The sequence below is a fragment of the Bacillus sp. FSL W8-1202 genome, assembly GCF_038006165.1.
Lineage (GTDB): Bacteria > Bacillota > Bacilli > Bacillales > Bacillaceae > Bacillus > Bacillus subtilis.
In genome coordinates this window covers 2,809,833-2,831,480 of record NZ_JBBOUR010000001.1, presented here as the reverse complement: position 1 = coordinate 2,831,480, position 21,648 = coordinate 2,809,833, and the positions used below count along the sequence as shown (strand labels likewise).

Below are 21,648 nucleotides of genomic sequence, written 5' to 3'. Positions count from 1 at the left end.
TCACACCCTCTCTTTTTTCACACAGCTTGTGATGGATGCTGCGATATCTTCCACATGTTTAATCTCATGAATGAGACCCGCTTTAACAGCAGCTTTTGGCATCCCGTATACGACACAAGATTCTTCAGACTCCGCAATGGCTTTCACATTGCCGGCTGTTAGCATGTCCTTTAGCCCAGCAGTGCCGTCACTGCCCATTCCGGTCATGATAACCGCTACTTTTTCATAATCTGTCAGTTTCCCGACAGAACGGAATAAATAATCAGCAGATGGTTTATGACGGCTTGGTGTGTCATGGTTATCAAGCACAATCTGGAGTCCTTCGCTGTTTTTAATAACGGATATGTTTTTTCCGCCCGGTGCTATGTAAACACAGCCGTTAAGAGCTGCTTCACCATCTTTTGCTTCTTTTACCTGAATGTCAGATAAATGATTCAGCCGATCAGCCAAAGAAGCAGTAAACCCTTCAGGCATGTGCTGTACGACAACCACTGGTGCGTTCAAATCCTTAGGGAGCTTCGGTATCACCTTTTGTAACGCCCGTGGACCGCCTGTTGATGTGCCGATACACACAATTTGTCTGCCCGTGCCAGGTTTCGGTTTGCTTAATTCAGGCTTAACGACAGCACGCACAATAGGTTCGGGCCGAACTGTCTGGGAAACAGGACGTTTCCGCTTGCCGGAAAGTCCTGCCGCGACGACACGCTCAACTAATTGTTCTTTAATTTTGTATAAATCCAGAGATATTGAGCCTGATGGCTTTGTGATAAAGTCAAAGGCACCGATCTCCAAACAATTAATTGTGCATTCTTTACCTTTCTCGGTCTGGCTAGACACCATAATGACCGGCAAGTTATAAATCTCAATAATTTTGCGGAGCGTATCTGTCCCATTCATGACCGGCATTTCAACATCTAGAGTAATAACATCCGGTTTTAATAATTCAATCTTCTTAAGCGCTTCTTCTCCGTTTCTCGCAGTTCCGATTACTTCTATCTGCTTTTCTTCGGTCAGAAAATCACTTATCATTTTTCTCATAAAAGCCGAATCATCAACTACAAGCACACGAATCAAATTAAGCCCTCCTCATTAAAAAAGAAGATAATTTCTCAATAAATGTCTGTTTGTCTTCTTTGTGTCTCGTTTCTTCTCTTTCAAACAAGGCGTCCGCTAAAATACGGACTGACCGGCTGGCTTTTGCCTGAGGGCTTTTTATGAAAAAAGGAACCTGTTCGACAACCGCTTTGCTCACGATCACATCGTCAGAAACGGAACCGGCAAACTGAACCTGAACATCCAAAAACATATGAATTGTACGGGAGAGGCGGGCAAAAGCGTCAAGCCCTTCCTTTTGGTCACGGCACCGATTGACAGCCACCTTCATTGAAAGCTTATTTTCTGTCAAAACCAAGTGCTTGACAGCGCTGTATGCGTCCATAATGGCCGTCGGCTCGGGAGTTGTTATAATCAAAATATCTTCTGCTGATAAAATAAAAGGCAGTTGATCTTTTGATAAGCCCGCTCCCATATCAAACAGCACATAATCGAACTGGCTTAATGCATGAGAAAGTTCATTGGCAAAAAACGTCAATTTTCTCTGATCGAGCTGAAACATCACATCAAGACCGGTTCCCCCTGATATATACCGCAAACCCTTTGGGCCAATGGATAATGACTGGAGCAAAGGCTTACGATCGGTTAAAACATCAATTATCGTGGCAGACGATGAATTTCCTATTAATATATCAATGTTCCCCATCCCGATATCAAGGTCGATGAGCAGCACCTTCTTACCTTTATCCTGCAGCGCAAGTGCCATATTTAAGGTAATATTGGATTTTCCGACACCGCCCTTGCCGCTAATGACAGCAAGTGTCTTCGCTTTTTGTGAATAAACCATCGGCAGAACGCGCTCACGTTTTTCCATTTTCGCCCGTAAAGTTGCTGCTTGGTCATATCTGTTCATCTGCACAGCATCCTCACAAAACCAAGTGGAGATACAGTCTGTATATCCTCAGGCACATTCTGTCCGTTTGTCATAAACCCGACACCTATTTTTGATTCTGCCAGTATATTAAATACAGAACCTAAGGAAGTCGTTTCATCTATTTTCGTAAAAATATACTGATTGACAGGGACGGATGAAAACCGTTTGACAATATGCTTCATATCTTCATATTTTGCAGTCGCGGATAAAACAAGAAATGACTGAATGCTGCTCTCAAAAGGAATCGTTTCTTTCAGTTCATCAATGTATTGCGGGTCCTTGAAGTTTCTTCCGGCTGTATCAACAAACACATGATCATACTCAGAAAATAACTCCTTCGCCTGCTGAAATTCTTCTTTTGTATAGCAAACTTCCAGAGGAGCCTGCAGCAGTTCAGCGTATGTTTTCAACTGTTCAACAGCTGCAATACGATACGTATCTGTTGTAATAAAAGCGATTTTTTTATGTTTTTCAAGCATAGATATGGCTGCGAGTTTAGCAAGTGTAGTTGTTTTACCAGCCCCTGTTGAACCAAAGAGAACGATATATTTTGAATGAATTGGCTCCTGCCACTTGTCTGCTGCGGGCAGCATATCGCATAGTATTTCCTGAAGTTTGCCGACAACATTTTCTTCAGTCAAGCCGCCTGCTTCAACAGAGAAGCGAAGCAATTTTTTCAGAGTGTTCGTTTTCGTAGACTCTTTGATCCCTGTTTCTTGCAAAAGCTTTTCTGCTTTTCGCAGCGGCTCAGGAAGTACAGATTGATATGCTGAAAAATCACCTAGCTCCTGTTGCGCCGGAATTTGAGGGGGATATGTTCTCTCCTCTATTTTCGGACTGCTGACCGGAGTTTTTAATGTTTGTTTCGGTTCAGCTGCCTTCTGAGGCGTTTTTTTCTCAAGAAAGTCCTGATCCAATACGGCGATTACTTCAACAGCAGGCTTGTTGACGAGGCCAAACCATTTTCGCTTTTTAATTTTTTTCGAATTTAATATGACCGCTTCATTACCTAACTCTTTTCTGATGAGAAGTGCCGCTTCTTGCATTGAAGCAGCAGTAAATTTTTTTATTTTCATTAAATATCCACCACTCCAATGCTTTGTACCTCAACATTCGCCTCAAGTTCGTTATAAGAGAGTACCGGAAGATCAGGGAAGTACCGTTCCAGAAGCTGCTTCACATACATTCTGACAGGCGGCGAGCAAAGAAGAATCGCGGTTTCCTGACGTAATGAGAGCTGTTCAGCTTCTTTGGCGACAGAGCGCACTATACTTTCTGAAATATCTGGTTCAAGCGATAAATAATTCCCATGTTCCGTCTGCTGCACACCGTCTGCTATTGCCTTTTCTACACGGCCCGAACAAGTAACAACCTTCAACACTTCATTTTCTTTGGCAAACTGGGCTGTAATTTGTTTAGCAAGCGCTTGTCTTGTATACTCTGTCAAAAGATCAGAATCTGTTGTTAATTTCCCATAGTCAGCAAGCGTTTCAAAAATCGTTACTAAGTTTCGAATTGAAACTTTTTCTTTTAAAAGCTTAGCAAGCACTTTCTGAATATCACCGACAGACAATGGATTCGGCGTAACCTCTTCAACCAGGACTGGATACGATTCTTTCAAGTGATCGATCAGCTGTTTTGTCTCCTGCCTTCCGATCAATTCGTGGGCATGCTGCTTAATTTTCTCCGTAATATGCGTTGAAACGACTGATGCAGGATCAACTACTGTATAACCAAGCATGTCGGCTTCATCCTTTACCGCTTCGCTAATCCATTTAGCCGGCAGACCGAATGAAGGCTCCACTGTTTCAATCCCTTCAATGAGATCGTCCTCAGGAGTAGGCGACATCGCTAAATAATGATCAAGCAACAGCTCGCCTTTTGCTACTTCGTTTCCTTTAATTTTCAATCGGTATTCATTAGGCTGCAACGCTATATTATCTCTGATTCGCACGACAGGAATGACAAGCCCGAGTTCCAAAGCCAACTGACGGCGTATCATAACAATTCGGTCTAATAAATCACCGCCTTGATTGGCATCAGCAAGCGGTATCAGGCCATATCCAAACTCAAATTCTATCGGATCTATATGCAGAAGCTGAACAACACTTTCAGGGCTTTTAAGCTCGTCCACCTCAGCCTCTTCCTCAAGAATCTCATCCACTTCTTCTTTTTCCTTACCTGATTTAGATAGTGTATATGCGCCAAAAGCAAGCAATCCCGCAAGCGGCCCCGTCAGAAGGATGCCGATCGGAGTGAAAATACCTAAAAGCATGATCGTAGCTGCTGCGACGTATAAAAGCTTTGGATACGCAAACAGCTGGCCTGTAATGTCATGCCCTAAGTTTCCTTCAGAGGCAGCTCTTGTGACCACAATACCCGTAGCCGTAGAAATTAACAGTGCCGGGATTTGCGAAACAATTCCATCCCCTACAGTCAGCATCGTAAAGTGTGAAGCAGCCTCTTGAATGGACATGCCCTGCTGAAGCATTCCGATCACGATTCCGAAAATAATATTGATCATCACAATGATGATTCCGGCAATGGCGTCACCTTTTACAAATTTACTGGCACCGTCCATTGCTCCATAAAAGTCTGCTTCTCTTGCCACTTTTTCGCGGCGATGCTTCGCTTCCTGTTCGGTAATCATCCCTGCGTTTAAATCAGCATCAATACTCATCTGCTTCCCCGGCATTGCGTCCAGCGTAAACCTTGCTGCAACCTCGGAAACACGTTCAGCACCTTTTGTAATGACGATAAACTGAATAATAATAATGATGATAAATACAACGAGTCCAACTAATACATTTCCGCCGACAACGAAATTTCCGAAAGTCTCGACGACTTTCCCTCCTTCACCGTGTGAAAGAATTGAACGGGTAGTTGAGACGTTCAAGCCCAAACGAAATAGGGTCAAAAGCAGCAACAGTGACGGAAAAATCGAAAACTGAAGCGCTTCCTGCATATTCATTGTGGTGAGAAGCACGATCAACGCAAGAGAAATATTAATAATGATCAAAATACTTAACAGCCATGGAGGAAATGGAATCACCAGCATCGCCACAATGAGGACAACACTTATTAAAACGGATAAATCTCTTGTTGACATGCTGTTTTTTCTCTCCTTTTAAATCGAAAAATTCAATATACTTTTTGTTTTGTTTTATATACGTAAGCCAGAATTTCTGCTAAAACTTTAAAAAATTCTTCCGGCACTGCCTGGTCAATTTCCACTTGATCATATAACGCACGGGCAAGCGGTCTGTTTTCTACCATCATGACATCATGCTCTTTAGCAATTTTCCTGATTTTTAACGCAAGGTGGTCGACGCCTTTTGCAACAATATAAGGTGCGTCCATTTTTTCTTCATCATATTTCAAAGCAATCGCATAGTGAGTCGGGTTTGTGATAATGACATCTGCTTTTGGAACTTCCTGCATCATCCGCCTCATCGCCATTTCCCGCTGTCTTTGTTTAATTTTAGACTTGATAATCGGGTCTCCTTCAGATTTTTTGTACTCATCTTTTATATCTTGTTTTGACATTTTGATATTTTTCTCATAGTCAAATCTCTGATATAAATAGTCGAGACCCGCAAGAATCAACAATGCACCTGCACCGCTTAGTCCCATCCACAAAGTGAGTTTTGAAACAAAAGAAAGTGCCTCTTCGGGTGTCAGGAGAGGAAGCCGGAGAATTTCTCCATAATGCAGCCAAAGCACAGCAAAAGCCGCAAAACCGACGACTACGATTTTCAAAATTGATTTAATCAGCTCTACAATCGCCCTCATACTGTATATTCGTTTAAAGCCTTTGATCGGATCCAGTTTTTCAAGCTTAGGCTGTATCACTTCAGCAGAAAATAAGAACCCAACCTGCATATAGTTGCTTACGACTCCTGCAACAAGAGCAACAAGCAAGATCGGTGCGAGTATCATGCCCATATCCTTTAATAAGCTGACAAACAATGTATGCACATTTGATTCTGAGAGCTTCATTGTGAGCGATTCGGTATAAAATGTTTCTATGAATGACAGCAGCCTGTCTCTCATATACGGACCAATTGCAATAAGCGAAAGGAATATTACCAGTAAAGAAACGGCGGTATTGACATCCGAGCTTTTGGCTACCTGCCCTTTTTTTCGCGTATCCTTCCGTTTTTTCGGAGTGGCTTTTTCTGTCTTCTCTCCCGCAAAAAACTGCAGGTCAACTCTAAGCTTCATTAAGAAACACCGACCAATGCTAAAAGATTCCGCATCGTTTCAATCGTTAAACTGAAAACATTCCGGACAACGACGAAGATAACGGACATACATACAATGAGCATAATGAAACTGACAGCGATCTTTAAAGGCAGACCGACCACAAATACATTTAACTGCGGAACAGTTCGAGCCACGATACCTAATGCTAAATCAACTAGAAACAAACTGGCCACAACCGGCGCTGACATTTGAAAAGCGATAATAAACATTGCATTAAAGCTTTTCGCAATAAAATAGGCAAACTTTTCATCGCCGAAATTCGGAAATGCCTGATCAACTGAAATATACTGAAAGCTGTAGTAAATACCATCCAGCAACAAATGGTGGGCATTAACACTCAGCATAAACAAAAGTGCCATCGTATAGATAAACTGGCCAATCAACGGACTTTGTGCACCGGTTTGCGGATCAATAACGTTTGCTATTGAAAATCCCATTTGAAAATCAATAAACGAGCCGGCTATCTGCACTGCGGCAATCATCATATAAGCAATTAAACCCAGACATAGGCCGACCAAAGCTTCTTTAAACGCCAAAAGCATATAGTGCTCATCTATCTCCAAAGAGGGCGGTTTATCAATGGTGCTGAAACAAATGACCGCAAGAAAAAAAGCAAAACCTATGCGATGAACAGCTGGCACATTTCGATGTCCAAATAGCGGAATCGTTACAAAAAAAGCAGAGATTCTAATAAAAACCAATAAAAAAGCAGGAAATAAGTCAATAATTGAATTCATCTCTACATTACCCTGCAAAACGATTTAAATTAGAAAACAGCTCTGTTGTAAATGAAAGAATCGTCGACAGCATCCACGGACCAAAAAAAATGAGAGCCAGGAGAACCGCCACGATTTTCGGAATAAACGCCAAAGTCTGTTCCTGGATTTGAGTTGTCGCCTGAAATATGCTGACAATTAAACCGACCAGTAAAGCAATAGCCAATAATGGCCCGCTGATCAGCAGCGTTACGTATACGGCTTTTTCCGCCATAGAAATTACAAATTCTGAACTCACGTTTAGCACCTACCCTAAAAGCTCTGAAGCAAAGATTTCACAATTAAATACCAGCCGTCTACCAAAACAAAAAGTAATATTTTAAAGGGCAGAGAAATCATAACTGGAGGCAGCATCATCATTCCCATTGACATCAAGACGCTCGCCACTACCATATCTATAATTAAAAAAGGGATAAAAATCATAAAACCTATTTGAAATGCTGTTTTAAGCTCCGATATGGCAAAAGCCGGAACCATTGTTGTTAACGGAATATCCTTTAATGATTCAGGTTTATCCATTTTCGCGTAATTCATAAACAGCGCCAGATCCTTCTGCCTTGTGTGTTTACTCATAAATTCTTTAATCGGTTCCTCAGCTTTCGTATACGCTTCATCCAAGCTGATTTTGTTGTCCATTAATGGGGTCAGCGCTTCTTTATTAATTTCTGAAAAAGTAGGAGCCATAATAAAAAATGTTAAAAACAGCGCAAGCCCGATTAGAACCTGGTTTGGGGGCATAGATTGCGTCGCAAGTGAAGTTCTGACAAATGACAGAACAATGACGATGCGAGTAAAACAAGTCATAAGAATCAATATTCCAGGCGCCACTGAAAATACAGTTAACAATAATAGTAATTTAACAGTCGAACTTACGTTTTCCGGATCGCTTGAACTGAAAATATTTATAAACTCATTCATGATGACGTGGGCCTTTCTTCTTTCCTTCAGAACGGTTTTGTTTTAACTCTTCAAGTTGCTCTTTTAATGCTTTTGAAAATGAAGGCAGTTTTTGCTGCGGCTGATGTTCAGAACTCTTAAGCGGCTTCACAAACTTTTGCCACTCTATTTTGCTTGACATTGCCTCTTCATGCTGACTGAGAATGACTTCAATCTCTTTTTCATCCTCAATTTCTTTCAGCAGCTGGATCGTCTCTCCTACACCGACGACGAGCACACTTTTCCCAACCTTGATCAATTGTATGGATCTGTTCTGGCCGACCGATGTGCCGCCAATATTTTCAACATATTGAAAAGGCTTTAGGAGCCGATTTCTTTTGTTCATGAGCTTAACCAGCCCGTAAATCAGCACGATAACAAACAATAAAGCGAAAATCATCTTTACAAAATCAAAAGCTGAGACAGAAGGAGCAGCCGCTCCCTCCGTCTCATCAGCAGTTTTTGTTGTTTTTTCTTTCTTTTGCTCTGACTTATCTGCAGTTTTTTCATCTTTCTTTTGAAACCATTCGTTTACAGTTGAATTATCAGAGTCTGCCGCGGCAGCAGCAATCGGATGTACACTCAATAAAACGAAAAAACAAATAAAAACGATAAAATATTGACTCTTTTTCAACAGTCGTACACCCTTTAACTTAATGTTTTGTTGATTGCTTCAAGCACACGGTCAGCTTGGAAAGGTTTCACAATGAAATCCTTAGCGCCGGCCTGAATGGCATCAATAACCATTGATTGCTGTCCCATAGCAGAACACATGATGATTCTTGCCTGCGCATCAATTTGTTTAATTTCTTTTAATGCTGTAATACCATCCATTTCTGGCATCGTGATATCCATAGTAACAAGGTCAGGTGAATGCTCTTTATATTTCTCTACCGCTTGTGCTCCATTTTCAGCTTCCGCCACAACTTCAAAACCATTTTTAACTAAAATATCTTTAATCATCATTCGCATAAATGCTGCGTCATCTACAATTAAAATTCTATGTGCCATAATCTATCTCTCTCCTTGTGTTTCGTTATTTTAAATTATTAATGCGCTCTGCCTGGCTTAAAATGTCAGTGACTCTTACTCCGAAGTTTTCTTCAATGACAACGACCTCGCCTTTGGCAACGATACGCTGATTAACTAAAATATCTACAGGCTCACCGGCTAATTTATCAAGCTCGATAATACTTCCGGCAGAAAGCTCTAAAATCTCTTTTACGCTTCTCTTCGTTCTGCCAAGCTCAACAGTAATCGAAAGCGGGATATCCAAAAGCATATCCAGATTATGAATAGGGGCTTGTACAGCTTCGTTTGGATCAAACGCGGAAAATTCCACCGGTGAAACCTGAACTGGCGCTGCTTTTTTTGCTGTTCCCTGCCTTTTTGGCGGCTGCTGCTGTTGCTTCGGTTCAATACGCGGCTCTGGCGTCACAGGCTCTTTCGGCTGTTCGTATGTAACTTCAGGCTGCACCGTTTCTTCTTCCTCTGCACTTTCTGAGTTCATAAGGCTTGAAATTAAATCTTTCGCAAATGTCAATGGGTAAAGCTGCATAATGCTGGAGTCTATTAATTCTCCCACCTTTAAGTTGAAAGAAACTTTCACCAGCATTTCATCATCAGGAATACGGTCTGTACCCTTTTCTTCAGTAACATCCAACAATTCAACCCGAGGAGGTGAAATATCAATTTTTTTACTGAATACAGTAGACATTGATGTGGCAGCCGATCCCATCATTTGGTTCATTGCTTCTTGAACCGCACTTAAATGGATTTCACCCAGTGAAGGGTCCGCACCTTTTCCGTCTCCCCCGATCATTAAGTCCGCAATGATCGCCGCGTCACTTTGTTCCACGACTAACAGGTTGCTTCCGCTGAAGCCCTCCGTATAATTCACTTCAATCGCTACATACGGTTCAGGAAACGCATCGCTGATTTTACTTCTTGGAATGACCGTTACGCTTGGAGTCGTAATATCGACCTTTTGATTTAAAAGCGTTGACAGTGCTGTCGCAGAACTGCCGAATGAAATATTACCGATTTCACCGATCGCATCACGCTCCATTTCCGATAAGTCATCTACTTCCGGAATCTCTGGCTCATCAAGCGTGCTGCCAGTACCGTTAAGAAGCGCGTCAATCTCATCTTGAGATAATCTATTATTCTCCATCTTGTTCACCTCTTATGTCGTGATCTAAAATTTGCACTGCCTGTTTTCGATTCACCCGGCCGGCTTGTCCTAAAAATTTCGGCTTATCTCCGACCAATACAGTAAGAGGATCCGTGACTGATTTGTCCAAAGTTATGCAGTCTCCGACTTCTAAACTTAAAAACTCTTCTATCGTCAGTTCAGATGTGCCGAGCTCGGCCACGACAGGTATTTGTGCTGTCATGATACGTTTTTCAAGCGACTTTGTTTCCTCAGGCTTTGGCTCATTTCGGTCTGATTGCATCCAATAGTGGACTGAAAGCTTCGGTATGAGCGGCTCGAGTACAATATGCGGGATACAGAGATTAATGACACCGCTGATTTCACCAATTTGAGTATTGAGCGAGATCACCACGACTGTTTCATTAGGAGATACCATCTGAACAAATTGCGGATTCACTTCAAACTCAGTCATTTCCGGTTCAATATCAGCAATTGACTGCCAAGCTTCTTTATAATTACCCAGTGCATTTTCAAATAAATTAGAAATGATTTTTGTTTCAATTTCTGTCAAACTGTCAACCTTGTTATGACTGATTCCAATCCCGCCCATGACTCGATCCATCATCGTATAAGCTATCGTGGGGTTGACCTCCATCATAATTCTTCCTTCCATCGGATGAACATCAAATAGATTCAGAATCGTCATGTTTGGAATCGATCTGATAAATTCCTCATACGGAACCTGATCAACAGAACTGACAGATATGTGAATATAGGTTCTGAGCTGAGCAGAAAAATGAGTGGTAAGAAGTCTTGCAAAATTGTCATGAATTCTCGTTAAACTGCGGATCTGATCCTTAGAAAACCGCAGCGCACGTTTGAAATCATAAACCTTGACTTTCTTCTCTTTTTCTTCTTTTTTCAGCTCTTCAGCGTCCATTTCACCAGTTGATATTGCAGAGAGCAGTGCATCTATTTCATTTTGGGAGAGAACTTCTCCTGACATTTTCCTCACCTCCGTATTCTGTCAAATTATGCTTTATTGCAGATTAAAGGAGGTAATATACACTTTTTCTACTTTTCCTTCTTGGAGGTAGCTATTTATTTTATCTTTTAGTTCCTTCTTAAAGGTTTCTTTTCCCTTGTCTCCCTCAATCTGATCAGCATTCGTATCAGCCAGCAGTGATATAACAGCGTCTTTCACTTGGAAATCACGTTTCTCAAGTTCTTCTTTTGATTTATCAGAATCGGTTTCAAGTTTAATAGCAAGACGGATAATGTTATCAGACTTTAAATTTGTTGTGATCTCTTCTACATCAACAGAAGACGCAACGATTTCATCAATACTTTTTTTCGCTTCACTTTTTTCGGACTTTCCGCCTAAAACAAAATAAGCCGCCGCCCCGAGAGCACCAATTACGATAAGAATAATTAGTAATATGATCATTAACTTTTTCTTCATTCCGGTTCCTCTATTCCTTGATCCATTGCAAATATTTGTATTTTTCGGTAGAAAGCTGCGATCTTTTCCAGAACAGCTTCTTCATCTTCTTTTACTACAAACTTCTTACCATTTGACAGAGTAATTGTAGTATCCGGAAAACATTCAATCTGTTCAATAAATAGCGCATTCAGTGTAAAGGGCTGCCCGTTCAAACGGGTTACTTTAATCATAAAACAGCGGAGAAGCGATTACTCGCCTCCCCTCCCTCCTTAACGTTTAAGGTTAACCAGTTCTTGAAGGATTTCATCAGATGTTGTAATAATTTTTGAGTTTGATTGGAATCCGCGCTGGGCTACGATCATTTCAGTAAATTCGTCAGTTAAATCGACGTTAGACATTTCGAGAAATCCTGATTTAAGAGCACCAGTTCCGCCGTCACCAGGCTGGTTCGCTGCACTGGCCGTTCCAGAGTTTAAAGATTCACGGTATAGGTTGCTTCCGATTTTATCCAATCCATCACTGTTGGCAAAAGTAACAATCCCGATTTGTCCCCCGTCTTGTGATTGACCACCGGCATCAACAATTGACACCTTTCCATCAGAACCAATGCTAAAGCTTTGAGCATCAGTAGGAATTTTAATTGTTCCGCCATTCATATTTAGTACATGGTAGCCATCACCTGTAACCAGTGTTCCAGTATTATCTAAATAGAAGTTCCCTGCTCTTGTATAAGCTGTCCCGTCACCTGTATCAATTCGGAAGTAACCGTCGCCGTCAATTGCTAAATCAAGTGTTCTTCCTGTGCTTTGTGTCGCGCTTGTTGAATGAATTGTATCAATTGTGCCAGATGATGAACCTAAACCGATTTGCTTAGAGTTTGTTCCGCCGATTGTTGCACCAGCAGCAGAACCGCCGGCAATGGTTTGGCTTACCATATCTTTAAAGGTCACACGGCTCTTTTTGAATCCTACTGTATTTACGTTGGCAATGTTGTTACCGATTACGTCAAGCTTTGTTTGAAAGTTCTTCATACCGCTGATTCCAGAATAAAGTGAACGTAACATAATATATTCCCCCAGATGTTTTTATTTAGATGATTGTCCCACAGACATGACATTCGCAGGACTGATCTCGGTCCCATCATCAAGAACGAGATAATAATTTCCTTTAAAATGTTTAACAGAGCTTACTGTGCCTGTTTTATCTGTTGCACTTTTACCATCAGTCCAAGATACTTCTTTTCCCATCCAATCAACATACGTTGTAAACGGATCTTGGTTTTCAACGAATTGAGTCATTGTCGTATTCAGATTCATCATTTGCTCCAAGCTTGAAAAAGTCGCCATCTGGCTGATAAATTCTTTATCGTCAATCGGGTTAAGCGGATCTTGGTTTTGAACTTGAGTCATTAATATTTTTAAAAACTCGTCTTTCCCCAAGCTGCTGTTGTTCGTCGACACAGTGTTCGTTTTTTCAGGCAGTTTATATTCTGAACTTATAGAAGTCATTCTTCTTCCTCCATTTCAACCATCGACACTTCATCGAGCAGATCGCCAAAATCATTTGATTGCTTTTTCTGTCTTTGCTGTCTCTGCCCCTCTTGCTGCTGTTTCTGTTCATCAGCAAGCTGGCCGTATATCGGTTGATCCCCGCTTTGGACCGGAAGAGTAAAACGGTCAATTTGGACGGCCATATTCGGCAATGATTGCTTCAGCTGAGGAAGATGCTGTTCAAGCAATTCTTTTGCTGATTGGCTAGATGCTATGATTTTACTCTGAAACATTCCATTTTCATTTGTCAGCTTGATTGTGACAAATCCTAAATGTTCAGGGTTCAGCCGAATAGTGAAACTTCCCGTCGATCTGCCGAAAGGCGTATATTTCATCTGCTTCCACGCATTAATCACTTGATCAGCCACCGTTTTTGTTTCGGTATTTGGTATATCAGATGACATCTGCTGCAGATCAAGTGTTTGAACTCCTCCTATGCCCCGATACCCCGAAAACAGCATTCGGAGTCCTGATTTACTATCTACAGGCTGAATACTTCCAGAAACATCCGATGCATTTTTGCTGGATGAACTCTGCGAGAGCGGTGTGAGAACACGCTTCCCAAAGTCTTGTGATGATTCGGATGATTTCGATAACAAGAAGGCTTTCAGCTGGCTTTCAGCTAAACTCCATTCTTTGGTCCCTTTTTGAGGAAGCATAGACATTTGATCCATTAAGCTTTGAAAACTTTTCAGCTCTGACGCTGTCATCGAGTAAAGTTTTGAACTTGACTCAGCTTTAGTGAATATTTGCTGTTTAAGATCCTGAATTAGTTGTTGAGATACACCCTTCTTTTCTAATGCAGAAAGGAATTGATCTCCATTTTGGTAAATGGCATGAGCTTCATTGCCATTCCCGCGATCAGTCAGCTTATTCCCTTCTACGAGCTGGCTAATGAACATCTGGATATAGATAAGCTCTTTAGCAGGCTCGGATACTTCATTTTCCTGATTTGATTGCTCTTTATCAGACTTCAGTGCTCCATTAATGTCAGAAGCAGAATCATTGGCACTCAGAGCCGTTTTAGCTTCTGAAAAGATTTTCTCCGTTTCTGTGAGCAATTGATCCGTCCCGCCTGACATTTTTGATTCAACTGCTTGCAAAAGATTTTGCAACATTTGCAGAGCATTCGCATCCAATTGCTTCCCTGTCAGTTTGCTTAATGTTTGCAAAAGATCCGCATTTTGTTTGTCTTGATCTTCAGGACTTGCATTTAGCCATTCACCGATCTTTTTAAGCGCATCTGCTAAAAGCTGATCTTCGGAATTAGGAGTACCCTTTCCTTGTTCTGAAAGTTCCTTCAATCCAGCCTCAGACATAAGCCAGTTTTGAAAAACTCCCTGGCTACTTTTCATGTTTTTAGCGGCAGAACCCGTTGTGGTTTGCAGCAAAGGTCCGGCTAATTCAAGCAGCTTCACCTTTCATTCCCCCTATTCTTGGCTGGCAGCAATTTTTTCTGTATAGGTTGCTGCTTGCTCAGGAGTCATTTTCGCCAATATGTCAGCAAGCTGCTTTTTGCTTAGGCCATTCAATATTTTCAGTGCTTCTTGCTCCTTTAATTGGGCAATAATTTTAGCAGCCTTTCCGCTGTCCATGCTTTTGTACACACTGATCACTTTGTCATTTTCAGAAGAAGCTTTCGAGTCTGCTGATCCTTCAGTATGATCTTCTGATGACTTTTTTTGATCCTCAGCCGTCTTTTCAAGTGAACGGATCTTTTGATTGAGCCTGTCGATTTCTGATTTACTTGTTTCTAAATCTTTATTCAATATACTGATTTCACTTTTTTGATCCTTAATGGTCTTTTCCAGAGCTGCCGTATTACTGCTATCCTTACTTGATGCTGCGCCTTTTTTATTTTCGGTTTCAGGGACCAATTCTTTAAGAACCGGCGTTTTTGCCGCAGCATCCTGTATCGGCTTTAAGACATCGATACCAGCAGCCCAAAGAACAATCCCCCCTGCGATTAATAGAAACATCAGCGGGAGGATAATGATAAGCAAAACCGAACGGAACTTACCTGATTCTTTCTTTTTGCCGGACATTACATTCGCTCCTAATGGCCTTGAATCATAAACTGCTTAATCGAAATATCGTCCATTTCTTTCATTTCTGCAGCTTTATCTTCAAGAGCAAACATTTTAAACTGTTTTTCACGCATTTTTTCAAACTTTTTCACTTCAATGTTTTTCTCTGTCAAAATTTCTTGTTTTTGATTCATTTGATTTCTTTTCATAATGACAAGCTTTTGATAGTGATAGATCGTATTATCAAGATTTGAGACAAATTGTTGGTAGTGCCTCATTTCTTGTACACTCATGCCGCTTTTTAATTTCTTTTCCTTATCTTGTTCCAGCAATTCTTTTTTACTCATATTCTCATATAATTTTTCAGCAACGTTTTCAAATTCAGAAACTGATTGCTGATACTCGGATAAGGATTGGTCTTTTTCATTTTCTTTTAGTTCCAGCAGCTTTTGGAATCTAAATTGATAAGCCACGTTTATTCCTCATTTCCTGTCAAACTAGTTAATGCAGCAATGCTTTCTTCCAATAAAGCCGGTTCGTCTGTTCCCTGCTTTAAAAATTGAATAAGCTGCGGATAAAATTGTATCGCTTCATCAATTTCTCTGGATGATCCTCTTTTGTAAGCTCCGATATTAATGAGATCTTCCGAATTTTGATATGTCGATAAAAGTTCACGGAATTTATTTGCCGCATCCAGATGCTGTTTTGTTGAAATGTTTGACATCACCCTGCTGATGCTTTTTAGTACGTTAACTGCAGGAAACTGGCCTTTATTGGCAAGCGCCCTGTCCAACACAATATGTCCGTCTAAAATTCCGCGTACAGTATCGGCAATCGGCTCATTCATGTCATCCCCGTCTACCAACACTGTATAAAATGCCGTAATGGTTCCATGCTCGTTTGCACCCGTTCGTTCTAGTAAACGAGGTAAAATAGCGAACACTGAAGGTGTATAGCCTTTTGTCGTCGGAGGCTCCCCAGCAGCCAGTCCAATCTCTCGCTGCGCCATTGCCACCCTTGTAACAGAATCCATCATAAACATGACATTTTGGCCTTTATCTCGGAAATACTCGGCAATGGCAGTCGCTGTATATGCCGCTTTCAATCTCATTAATGCTGGCTGGTCTGAGGTGGCAACGACTACAATCGATCGTTTCAGCCCCTCTTTCCCCAGATCTTTTTCAATAAACTCCCGAACCTCTCGTCCGCGTTCTCCGACAAGTGCAATGACGTTTAAGTCAGCCTCTGTCTGCTTGGCGATCATCCCCATTAAGGTGCTTTTTCCGACACCGCTTCCTGCAAAAATTCCAATCCGCTGGCCTTTACCGACTGTCAGCAAGCTGTCAATTGATCTGACTCCAACACCCATCTTTTCACGGATAGGCGGCCGTTTCATCGGGTTGGGCGGTGATTGCTCCGTTGATACAGGCGAAAGCCCTTTCGGCAGAAGTTTTCCGTCAAGCGGTTCTCCAAAAGCATCGATGACTTGTCCAATCAGTCCGGTTCCAACTTTAACCCGAAGTGATTCCCCAGTAGCTTCTACAATGCTGCCAGGTGCAATGCTCGCAGCCTCTAAATAAGGCATAAGCAAAATATTTTCTTCCTGGAAGCCGACTACCTCAGCTTTAATGACTTTCCCAGATTGTCCTTTTGCATAAATCAGGCACACGTCGCCAATTGAGCTTGCTGGCCCTTTTGATTCAATCATCAGGCCGATGACCCGCTTGACTTTTCCGTACCGTTTATACGAGTCTGTCATTTCTATACAATCTATCAGACTCTGTGTCTTCATTCAGCTGCACCTGCTTCCAGCGCTGTCAGAAGTTTATCTTTCAATTGCATCAATTGTGTGTCAACACTCGCATCTACCCTGCCAAAAGGAGTTTCAATATAACAGGTTCCTTTTTGAGCTTTTTCATCAGCATATATGCCAAGCCGACATTCTTTATAAAGAAGCTGCTGGATTTCATCTTTTTGCTGAAAGATTGTCTCATAGTAATATGGATCAACATAAATTGATATATCGTCATATTCCTTCACTTCGTTTATAACCTGTTGTACAAGCAGGAGGAAAGCCTCTTTATCATCAGACTTTTGCTGCCAAACTTTTTTTGCTAGGGCAACGGCAAGCTCAACGATTTCTTCATTAGCGTCTTCAAGCTTGTTCTCAACAGCTTTTCTGGACATTTCAGTTATACTGTTTGCTTGGCCGATCAGTTCTGCATACTGTTTCATTGCCTCAGCTTTGCCCAGCGCTACTCCTTGTTCAAAGCCCTCGGCTTTTGCTTCTTCAATAAGCTTCTGTTTTTCAGCCGCCCAATCGTTTTTCTCCTGTTCAATTTGACGGCGAATATTTTCTATATGACTGTTTGCCTGCTCAGAAATCCGATCAGCTTCCTCTTTCACTCGGGCCATAAGCGCCTCCGGGTTCTCTTCAGCCTGCAAAAGGTGAGAATGATCAATACGCACCTCTTGTATAGAAAGTTTTCTTTTTTCCTTTTGTGGAGAAATAGATGATTCTTGTTTAATGATATTAGACAATAATATCATCCCCTCCGCCTCTTGCTATTACAATTTCACCGGCTTCTTCAAGCTTTCTGACGATACTTACAATTCTCGATTGAGCTTCTTCTACATCTTTCAAGCGTACAGGGCCCATAAATTCCATTTCTTCTTTGAAGGTTTCAACCATACGCTGTGACATATTGTTGAACACAATTTCTTTGACTTCCTCGCTTGCAACCTTTAATGAAAGGAGCAAATCGTCGTTCTCAACATCGCGAATGACTCTCTGAATGGCACGGTTATCAAGTGTGACAATATCTTCGAAGACAAACATCCGCTTTTTAATTTCTTCAGCAAGATCGGGATCCTGAATTTCCAATGAATCCAAGATCGTCTTCTCTGTCCCTCTGTCTACCCCGTTTAACACTTCCACAACAGCTTCAATTCCGCCTGTTTGTGTATAATCCTGAGTAAATGCAGAAGATAATTTTTGTTCCAGAATCCGTTCTACCTCATTAATTATTTCTGGAGATGTTCTATCCATAACCGCGATTCTTCTCGCAACCTCAGCCTGTACTTCCGGATTCAGCTCGGATAAAATCTGCCCGGCCTGCACTGGATCTAAATAAGACAAGATTAACGCCATCGTCTGCGGATGCTCTTGCTGGATAAAATTCAAAATTTGTTCAGGCTCCGCTTTTCTGGCAAAATCAAATGGTTTAACCTGCAAAGAAGAAGTCAGCCTGTTTAGAATGTTCTCCGCCTTATCCTCTCCAAGCGCCTTTTCCAGAACTTGTCTTGCATAGCTTAAACCGCCTTGAGAAATATAATCTTGCGCAATGGCTATATTATGAAATTCTTCTATGATTTCATCCTTTTTTTGATGATCGACGCTTCGAACACCTGATATTTCCAGAGTAAGCCTTTCAATTTCTTCATCGGTTAAGTGCTTATAGACAGAAGCTGACACATCTAACCCCAAGGAAATCATGAGAATGGCTGCTTTTTGTTTTCCTGTAAGCTTATCTTGATCACGTCTCGCCATTTCTAATTCCTCCTAATCCTCGGCCAGCCAGCTTCTCAGCAGTTTTGCAAAATCTTCCGGCTTGTCTTTCGCCATCTTTTCAAGCTGTTTTCGTCTGACTGATTCCGCTGTTTCATTTTCCTCTTCGTTGATATCAGGCAAATTGATTGGTTCTTGAGGAACCTCATACTCATATTCCTCAAATTCATCCTCTTGCGCCCGTTTCTTTCTGATAAGCATAATGATCAGAACAATGATCGCTGCGATTAAAACACCGCCTACAATATATGCCCACAGCGGGATACCTGAGGATTTTACCGTATTTGTATCCAAATTGACTTTGCCGTCGAATGGCTGAACGGAGACAACAATCTTATTATTGATATCAGCATCAGATAAATTCTGGTTTTGCGTTTCGTCTTTATCCAAAGATGTTCTGACTACAGTTGAAAGGATTTTTTGTATATCATCCTGTCTTTCAGTTGATAGCGACGCTGTGTTTTTGGCATCAGGCGGCTCTACCATTACTTGAATCCCTAAATCTCTGACCTTATAAGGACTTTCAGCGATTTCTTTATGAATTCGGTTAACCTCGTAATTGATTTTGTTGCTGTTTTTTTCGTAGTTTCCGCTTTCGGTATTTTCACCGTCAGCCTTATAATTTGTTACATCTTCCTCGCCGGTTCCGGCAGTTCCGCCGTTGGCTGCACCGTCGCCCTGATATGTTTCAGATACCTTTTCAGCGCTGACTGCAATGCCTTCCATGTTTTCTTTATCCACAGGTTCGACAATGTCTTCTGTCCGATTTTCTTTTGTGAAATCAATGTCTGCTGTAACGGAGACAACGACTTTATCTTGGCCCATCATCGTACCAAGAAGTGACTGTACATGTTTTTGAATGTCTTTTTCAACTTGAGACTTAATTCCTTGCTGAGAAGAATAACTATCCGCGTAGGACCCTGCATCACTGTCTGATTTATCGTAGTATGTAGAATTTTGATCCATGATGACGATGTTATCTTCTTTTAGGTTCGGCACGCTTTTAGATACCAGATGATATAATCCGTTGATCTGGCTTTGATCAAGTGTATAACCCGGTTGAATCTGCAAAACGATTGATGCAGATGCTGCAGATTGCTCTTCACCGACAAACACCGCGTCTTTCGGGAGATTAATCATTACTTTTGAACTTTTAATACCGTCCATTTCATTGATCAAGTTTGACAGTTCTGTCTGTGTAGCTTTTACTTTCACCATATCAAACTCATTGTCTGTCAAACCAAAGCCGGCATTCTGTCCAAAAAATGAATAATCAATTGATCCGGTTTTAGGAAGTCCTTCTGCAGCCATCTGCACTTTCAAAGAATCAACCTGATCCTCCGGAACACTAATCACTGTACCGCCATTCGAAAGTTCGTTTGGCACTTTTTTTGCATCCAATTCTTCTTTGATTTGTCCTGCTTCTTCGGCAGACAAATCTTTGTACAGCGGCGCCATTTTAGAATTTGAAGCAAAAACACTAATAATAATTCCAATAATAATAATTGCCGCTAAAGCACTAACCATTAAAATCTTTTGTAATTTAGATCTATTTTTCCAAAACTCACTCGTTTTGTTTTTCATTTGCATTAGAGTACGATTCATGTTAACCCCCGGTCACTCCACTCTTTCTCTAAATCCCCCTACATTTGCATTCTCATAATCTCCTGATAAGCTTCCACAGCTTTATTGCGGAACTCTGTTGCTGCAGTTAGAGAGATGCTAGCTTTTTGAGCAGCGATCATGACCTCATCAAGATTTACATCTTTTCCTGCAGCCAAGGCATTAGTCATGTTGTCAGAAGCTACTTGGGACTCATTTAACGAACTAATAGAGTTTTTTAAAAGCTCCGAAAAGCTTGTTTGATTTGAAGAATCTGTTTTTTGGCTATTGTTTACTTGATTTGTTGCATTTTGAGTGTTTTGAGTATTTTGAACCTGAAAAGGAGAAATTGCATTAATCACATTCATTCACCTACTTTCCGATTTCTAACGCCTTCATCAGCATTCCCTTTGTGGCATTCATCGCCGTGACATTCGCTTCATATGACCTGGTGCTGCTGACAAGATCAACCATTTCCTTTAATGGATCAACATTAGGCTTTTGTACATATCCATCAGCGTTTGCATCAGGGTCTGTCGGATCATAGACAAGATTAAAATCCGAATCATCCTCCGTAATTTTTGAAACCTTCACACCGTTTCCAGCAATACCGCTTCCGCTCATTTGAGAATTGAGAATGGAAGAGAACGATTCACCTTTTGACTGAAGGGAAACCATTTTTCTTCTGTAAGGCACCCACTCTCCATTCACCTGCTTAGCTCTTGTCGTATCCATATTTGCTAAGTTAGATGATACAACGTCCATTCTGACTCGCTGAGCTGTTAAAGCCGATGCTGAAACATTTAAGCTATGAAAAGCTGTCATCATTTTCCTCCTGTTAATACGGTCTTCAGCGAATTAAATTTACCGTTCATTCTTTCAACCAAAGCTTGATAGTTGATTTGATTTTGCGCCAATTCTGTCATCTCTTTGTCAACATCAACATTGTTTCCGTTTTGCTGATACGATGTATCTCCGCTCGCAACAATTGAATAATTCGAATCAGTATCAGAAAAATCAACATGACGATAGTCTGTTTTTATCGCTTCAAGACGCGAGGATTCTTGATCTAATAAATTTTGGAAAGAGACTTTTTTTGCCTTATAGTTCGGTGTATCTATATTGGCGATATTATTAGTTATGACTTTTTGCTTAATATCCGCTCTGCTCAAGGCATTTTCAAGATTTTGTATCGTTCCAGAAAATAAGCTCAAATCCACTTACCTCCATTTCAGTTTTTTTCACCCTCAATATCCTTGTCGATAATTGTAAAACTATATGCTTATTGTAAGAAATAACAGGCATAAAGTCTATGAAGTTCGTGTAAAAAAATGTCC

The 21,648-nt window shown here is 41.1% G+C and carries 26 protein-coding genes; all 26 read right to left on the bottom strand.

The annotated features are described in order from the left end of the window. From cheB to flgB, 26 genes are read right to left on the bottom strand one after another with little or no spacing between them, the layout of a single operon-like run. The gene (cheB, locus tag NSQ09_RS14760; RefSeq protein WP_014476816.1) at positions 1-1,074 is read right to left on the bottom strand and encodes a protein-glutamate O-methylesterase CheB; all 1,074 of its coding nucleotides are present in this window, start codon (positions 1,072-1,074) and stop codon (positions 1-3) included. A gap of 1 nt (position 1,075) precedes the next feature. Continuing rightward, the gene (gene flhG, locus NSQ09_RS14755) at positions 1,076-1,972 is read right to left on the bottom strand and encodes a flagellum location/number ATPase FlhG (RefSeq protein WP_072557158.1); all 897 of its coding nucleotides are present in this window, start codon (positions 1,970-1,972) and stop codon (positions 1,076-1,078) included. Further along, positions 1,963-3,063 carry a flagellar biosynthesis protein FlhF gene (flhF, locus tag NSQ09_RS14750; RefSeq protein ID WP_017694879.1) on the bottom strand — a complete coding sequence of 367 codons (1,101 nt, stop codon included), beginning with the start codon at positions 3,061-3,063 and terminating at the stop codon, positions 1,963-1,965. The genes flhG and flhF overlap by 10 nt, the downstream gene beginning before the upstream one ends. Then, positions 3,063-5,096 carry a flagellar biosynthesis protein FlhA gene (gene flhA / locus NSQ09_RS14745; protein ID WP_341031841.1) on the bottom strand — a complete coding sequence of 678 codons (2,034 nt, stop codon included), beginning with the start codon at positions 5,094-5,096 and terminating at the stop codon, positions 3,063-3,065. Before flhA ends, flhF begins: the two co-directional genes overlap by 1 nt. A gap of 32 nt (positions 5,097-5,128) precedes the next feature. Next, entirely contained in the window at positions 5,129-6,211 is a 1,083-nt protein-coding gene (flhB, locus tag NSQ09_RS14740; protein ID WP_003231949.1) for a flagellar biosynthesis protein FlhB, read from the bottom strand. Beyond that, positions 6,211-6,990: a flagellar biosynthetic protein FliR gene (gene fliR / locus NSQ09_RS14735; protein ID WP_003245510.1), complete on the bottom strand. Its 780-nt coding sequence runs from the start codon at positions 6,988-6,990 to the stop codon at positions 6,211-6,213. The genes flhB and fliR overlap by 1 nt, the downstream gene beginning before the upstream one ends. A gap of 7 nt (positions 6,991-6,997) precedes the next feature. Continuing rightward, entirely contained in the window at positions 6,998-7,267 is a 270-nt protein-coding gene (gene fliQ, locus NSQ09_RS14730) for a flagellar biosynthesis protein FliQ (RefSeq protein ID WP_017694877.1), read from the bottom strand. Between the two features lie 14 nt (positions 7,268-7,281). Further along, the gene (gene fliP, locus NSQ09_RS14725; protein ID WP_003245692.1) at positions 7,282-7,947 is read right to left on the bottom strand and encodes a flagellar type III secretion system pore protein FliP; all 666 of its coding nucleotides are present in this window, start codon (positions 7,945-7,947) and stop codon (positions 7,282-7,284) included. Next, positions 7,940-8,599: a flagella biosynthesis regulatory protein FliZ gene (gene fliZ, locus NSQ09_RS14720; protein WP_041335980.1), complete on the bottom strand. Its 660-nt coding sequence runs from the start codon at positions 8,597-8,599 to the stop codon at positions 7,940-7,942. The genes fliP and fliZ overlap by 8 nt, the downstream gene beginning before the upstream one ends. Before the next feature lie 14 nt (positions 8,600-8,613). After that, positions 8,614-8,976, bottom strand: a complete 363-nt coding sequence (gene cheY, locus NSQ09_RS14715) for a chemotaxis protein CheY (RefSeq protein ID WP_014476812.1) — start codon at positions 8,974-8,976, stop codon at positions 8,614-8,616. A gap of 25 nt (positions 8,977-9,001) precedes the next feature. After that, positions 9,002-10,138 (bottom strand): flagellar motor switch phosphatase FliY, encoded by a 1,137-nt coding sequence (fliY, locus tag NSQ09_RS14710; protein ID WP_003231962.1) that lies wholly within the window; start codon positions 10,136-10,138, stop codon positions 9,002-9,004. Continuing rightward, complete coding sequence (gene fliM, locus NSQ09_RS14705) at positions 10,128-11,126, bottom strand: flagellar motor switch protein FliM (protein ID WP_003220879.1); 999 nt, start codon at positions 11,124-11,126, stop codon at positions 10,128-10,130. Before fliM ends, fliY begins: the two co-directional genes overlap by 11 nt. 33 nt (positions 11,127-11,159) lie before the next feature. Then, positions 11,160-11,582, bottom strand: coding sequence for a flagellar basal body-associated protein FliL (fliL, locus tag NSQ09_RS14700; RefSeq protein WP_003231964.1), 423 nt, complete (start codon positions 11,580-11,582; stop codon positions 11,160-11,162). Further along, positions 11,579-11,794: a swarming motility protein SwrD gene (gene swrD / locus NSQ09_RS14695; protein ID WP_003231966.1), complete on the bottom strand. Its 216-nt coding sequence runs from the start codon at positions 11,792-11,794 to the stop codon at positions 11,579-11,581. Before swrD ends, fliL begins: the two co-directional genes overlap by 4 nt. Before the next feature lie 39 nt (positions 11,795-11,833). Beyond that, entirely contained in the window at positions 11,834-12,628 is a 795-nt protein-coding gene (flgG, locus tag NSQ09_RS14690) for a flagellar basal body rod protein FlgG (protein ID WP_041335977.1), read from the bottom strand. A gap of 21 nt (positions 12,629-12,649) precedes the next feature. After that, positions 12,650-13,072 carry a flagellar hook assembly protein FlgD gene (flgD, locus tag NSQ09_RS14685; protein ID WP_003231970.1) on the bottom strand — a complete coding sequence of 141 codons (423 nt, stop codon included), beginning with the start codon at positions 13,070-13,072 and terminating at the stop codon, positions 12,650-12,652. Then, a complete protein-coding gene (locus tag NSQ09_RS14680; RefSeq protein WP_341031836.1) occupies positions 13,069-14,532 on the bottom strand; it encodes a flagellar hook-length control protein FliK in 1,464 nt (487 codons plus the stop codon). Before NSQ09_RS14680 ends, flgD begins: the two co-directional genes overlap by 4 nt. A 12-nt stretch (positions 14,533-14,544) precedes the next feature. Next, on the bottom strand, positions 14,545-15,159 hold the full coding sequence (locus NSQ09_RS14675; RefSeq protein ID WP_017694872.1) for a MotE family protein: 615 nt from the start codon (positions 15,157-15,159) through the stop codon (positions 14,545-14,547). 11 nt (positions 15,160-15,170) lie between these two features. Then, entirely contained in the window at positions 15,171-15,614 is a 444-nt protein-coding gene (fliJ, locus tag NSQ09_RS14670; RefSeq protein ID WP_017694871.1) for a flagellar export protein FliJ, read from the bottom strand. Between the two features lie 2 nt (positions 15,615-15,616). Next, on the bottom strand, positions 15,617-16,933 hold the full coding sequence (fliI, locus tag NSQ09_RS14665; RefSeq protein WP_015715886.1) for a flagellar protein export ATPase FliI: 1,317 nt from the start codon (positions 16,931-16,933) through the stop codon (positions 15,617-15,619). Further along, entirely contained in the window at positions 16,930-17,682 is a 753-nt protein-coding gene (gene fliH, locus NSQ09_RS14660; RefSeq protein ID WP_026113606.1) for a flagellar assembly protein FliH, read from the bottom strand. The genes fliI and fliH overlap by 4 nt, the downstream gene beginning before the upstream one ends. After that, on the bottom strand, positions 17,675-18,691 hold the full coding sequence (gene fliG, locus NSQ09_RS14655; protein WP_003231981.1) for a flagellar motor switch protein FliG: 1,017 nt from the start codon (positions 18,689-18,691) through the stop codon (positions 17,675-17,677). The genes fliH and fliG overlap by 8 nt, the downstream gene beginning before the upstream one ends. Before the next feature lie 12 nt (positions 18,692-18,703). Further along, positions 18,704-20,314 (bottom strand): flagellar basal-body MS-ring/collar protein FliF, encoded by a 1,611-nt coding sequence (fliF, locus tag NSQ09_RS14650; protein WP_080317085.1) that lies wholly within the window; start codon positions 20,312-20,314, stop codon positions 18,704-18,706. Between the two features lie 38 nt (positions 20,315-20,352). Then, the gene (gene fliE / locus NSQ09_RS14645; RefSeq protein WP_003238544.1) at positions 20,353-20,673 is read right to left on the bottom strand and encodes a flagellar hook-basal body complex protein FliE; all 321 of its coding nucleotides are present in this window, start codon (positions 20,671-20,673) and stop codon (positions 20,353-20,355) included. 10 nt (positions 20,674-20,683) lie between these two features. Beyond that, complete coding sequence (gene flgC, locus NSQ09_RS14640; protein WP_017694868.1) at positions 20,684-21,136, bottom strand: flagellar basal body rod protein FlgC; 453 nt, start codon at positions 21,134-21,136, stop codon at positions 20,684-20,686. After that, on the bottom strand, positions 21,136-21,525 hold the full coding sequence (gene flgB, locus NSQ09_RS14635; RefSeq protein ID WP_003245656.1) for a flagellar basal body rod protein FlgB: 390 nt from the start codon (positions 21,523-21,525) through the stop codon (positions 21,136-21,138). Before flgB ends, flgC begins: the two co-directional genes overlap by 1 nt. Positions 21,526-21,648 lie beyond the last annotated feature (123 nt).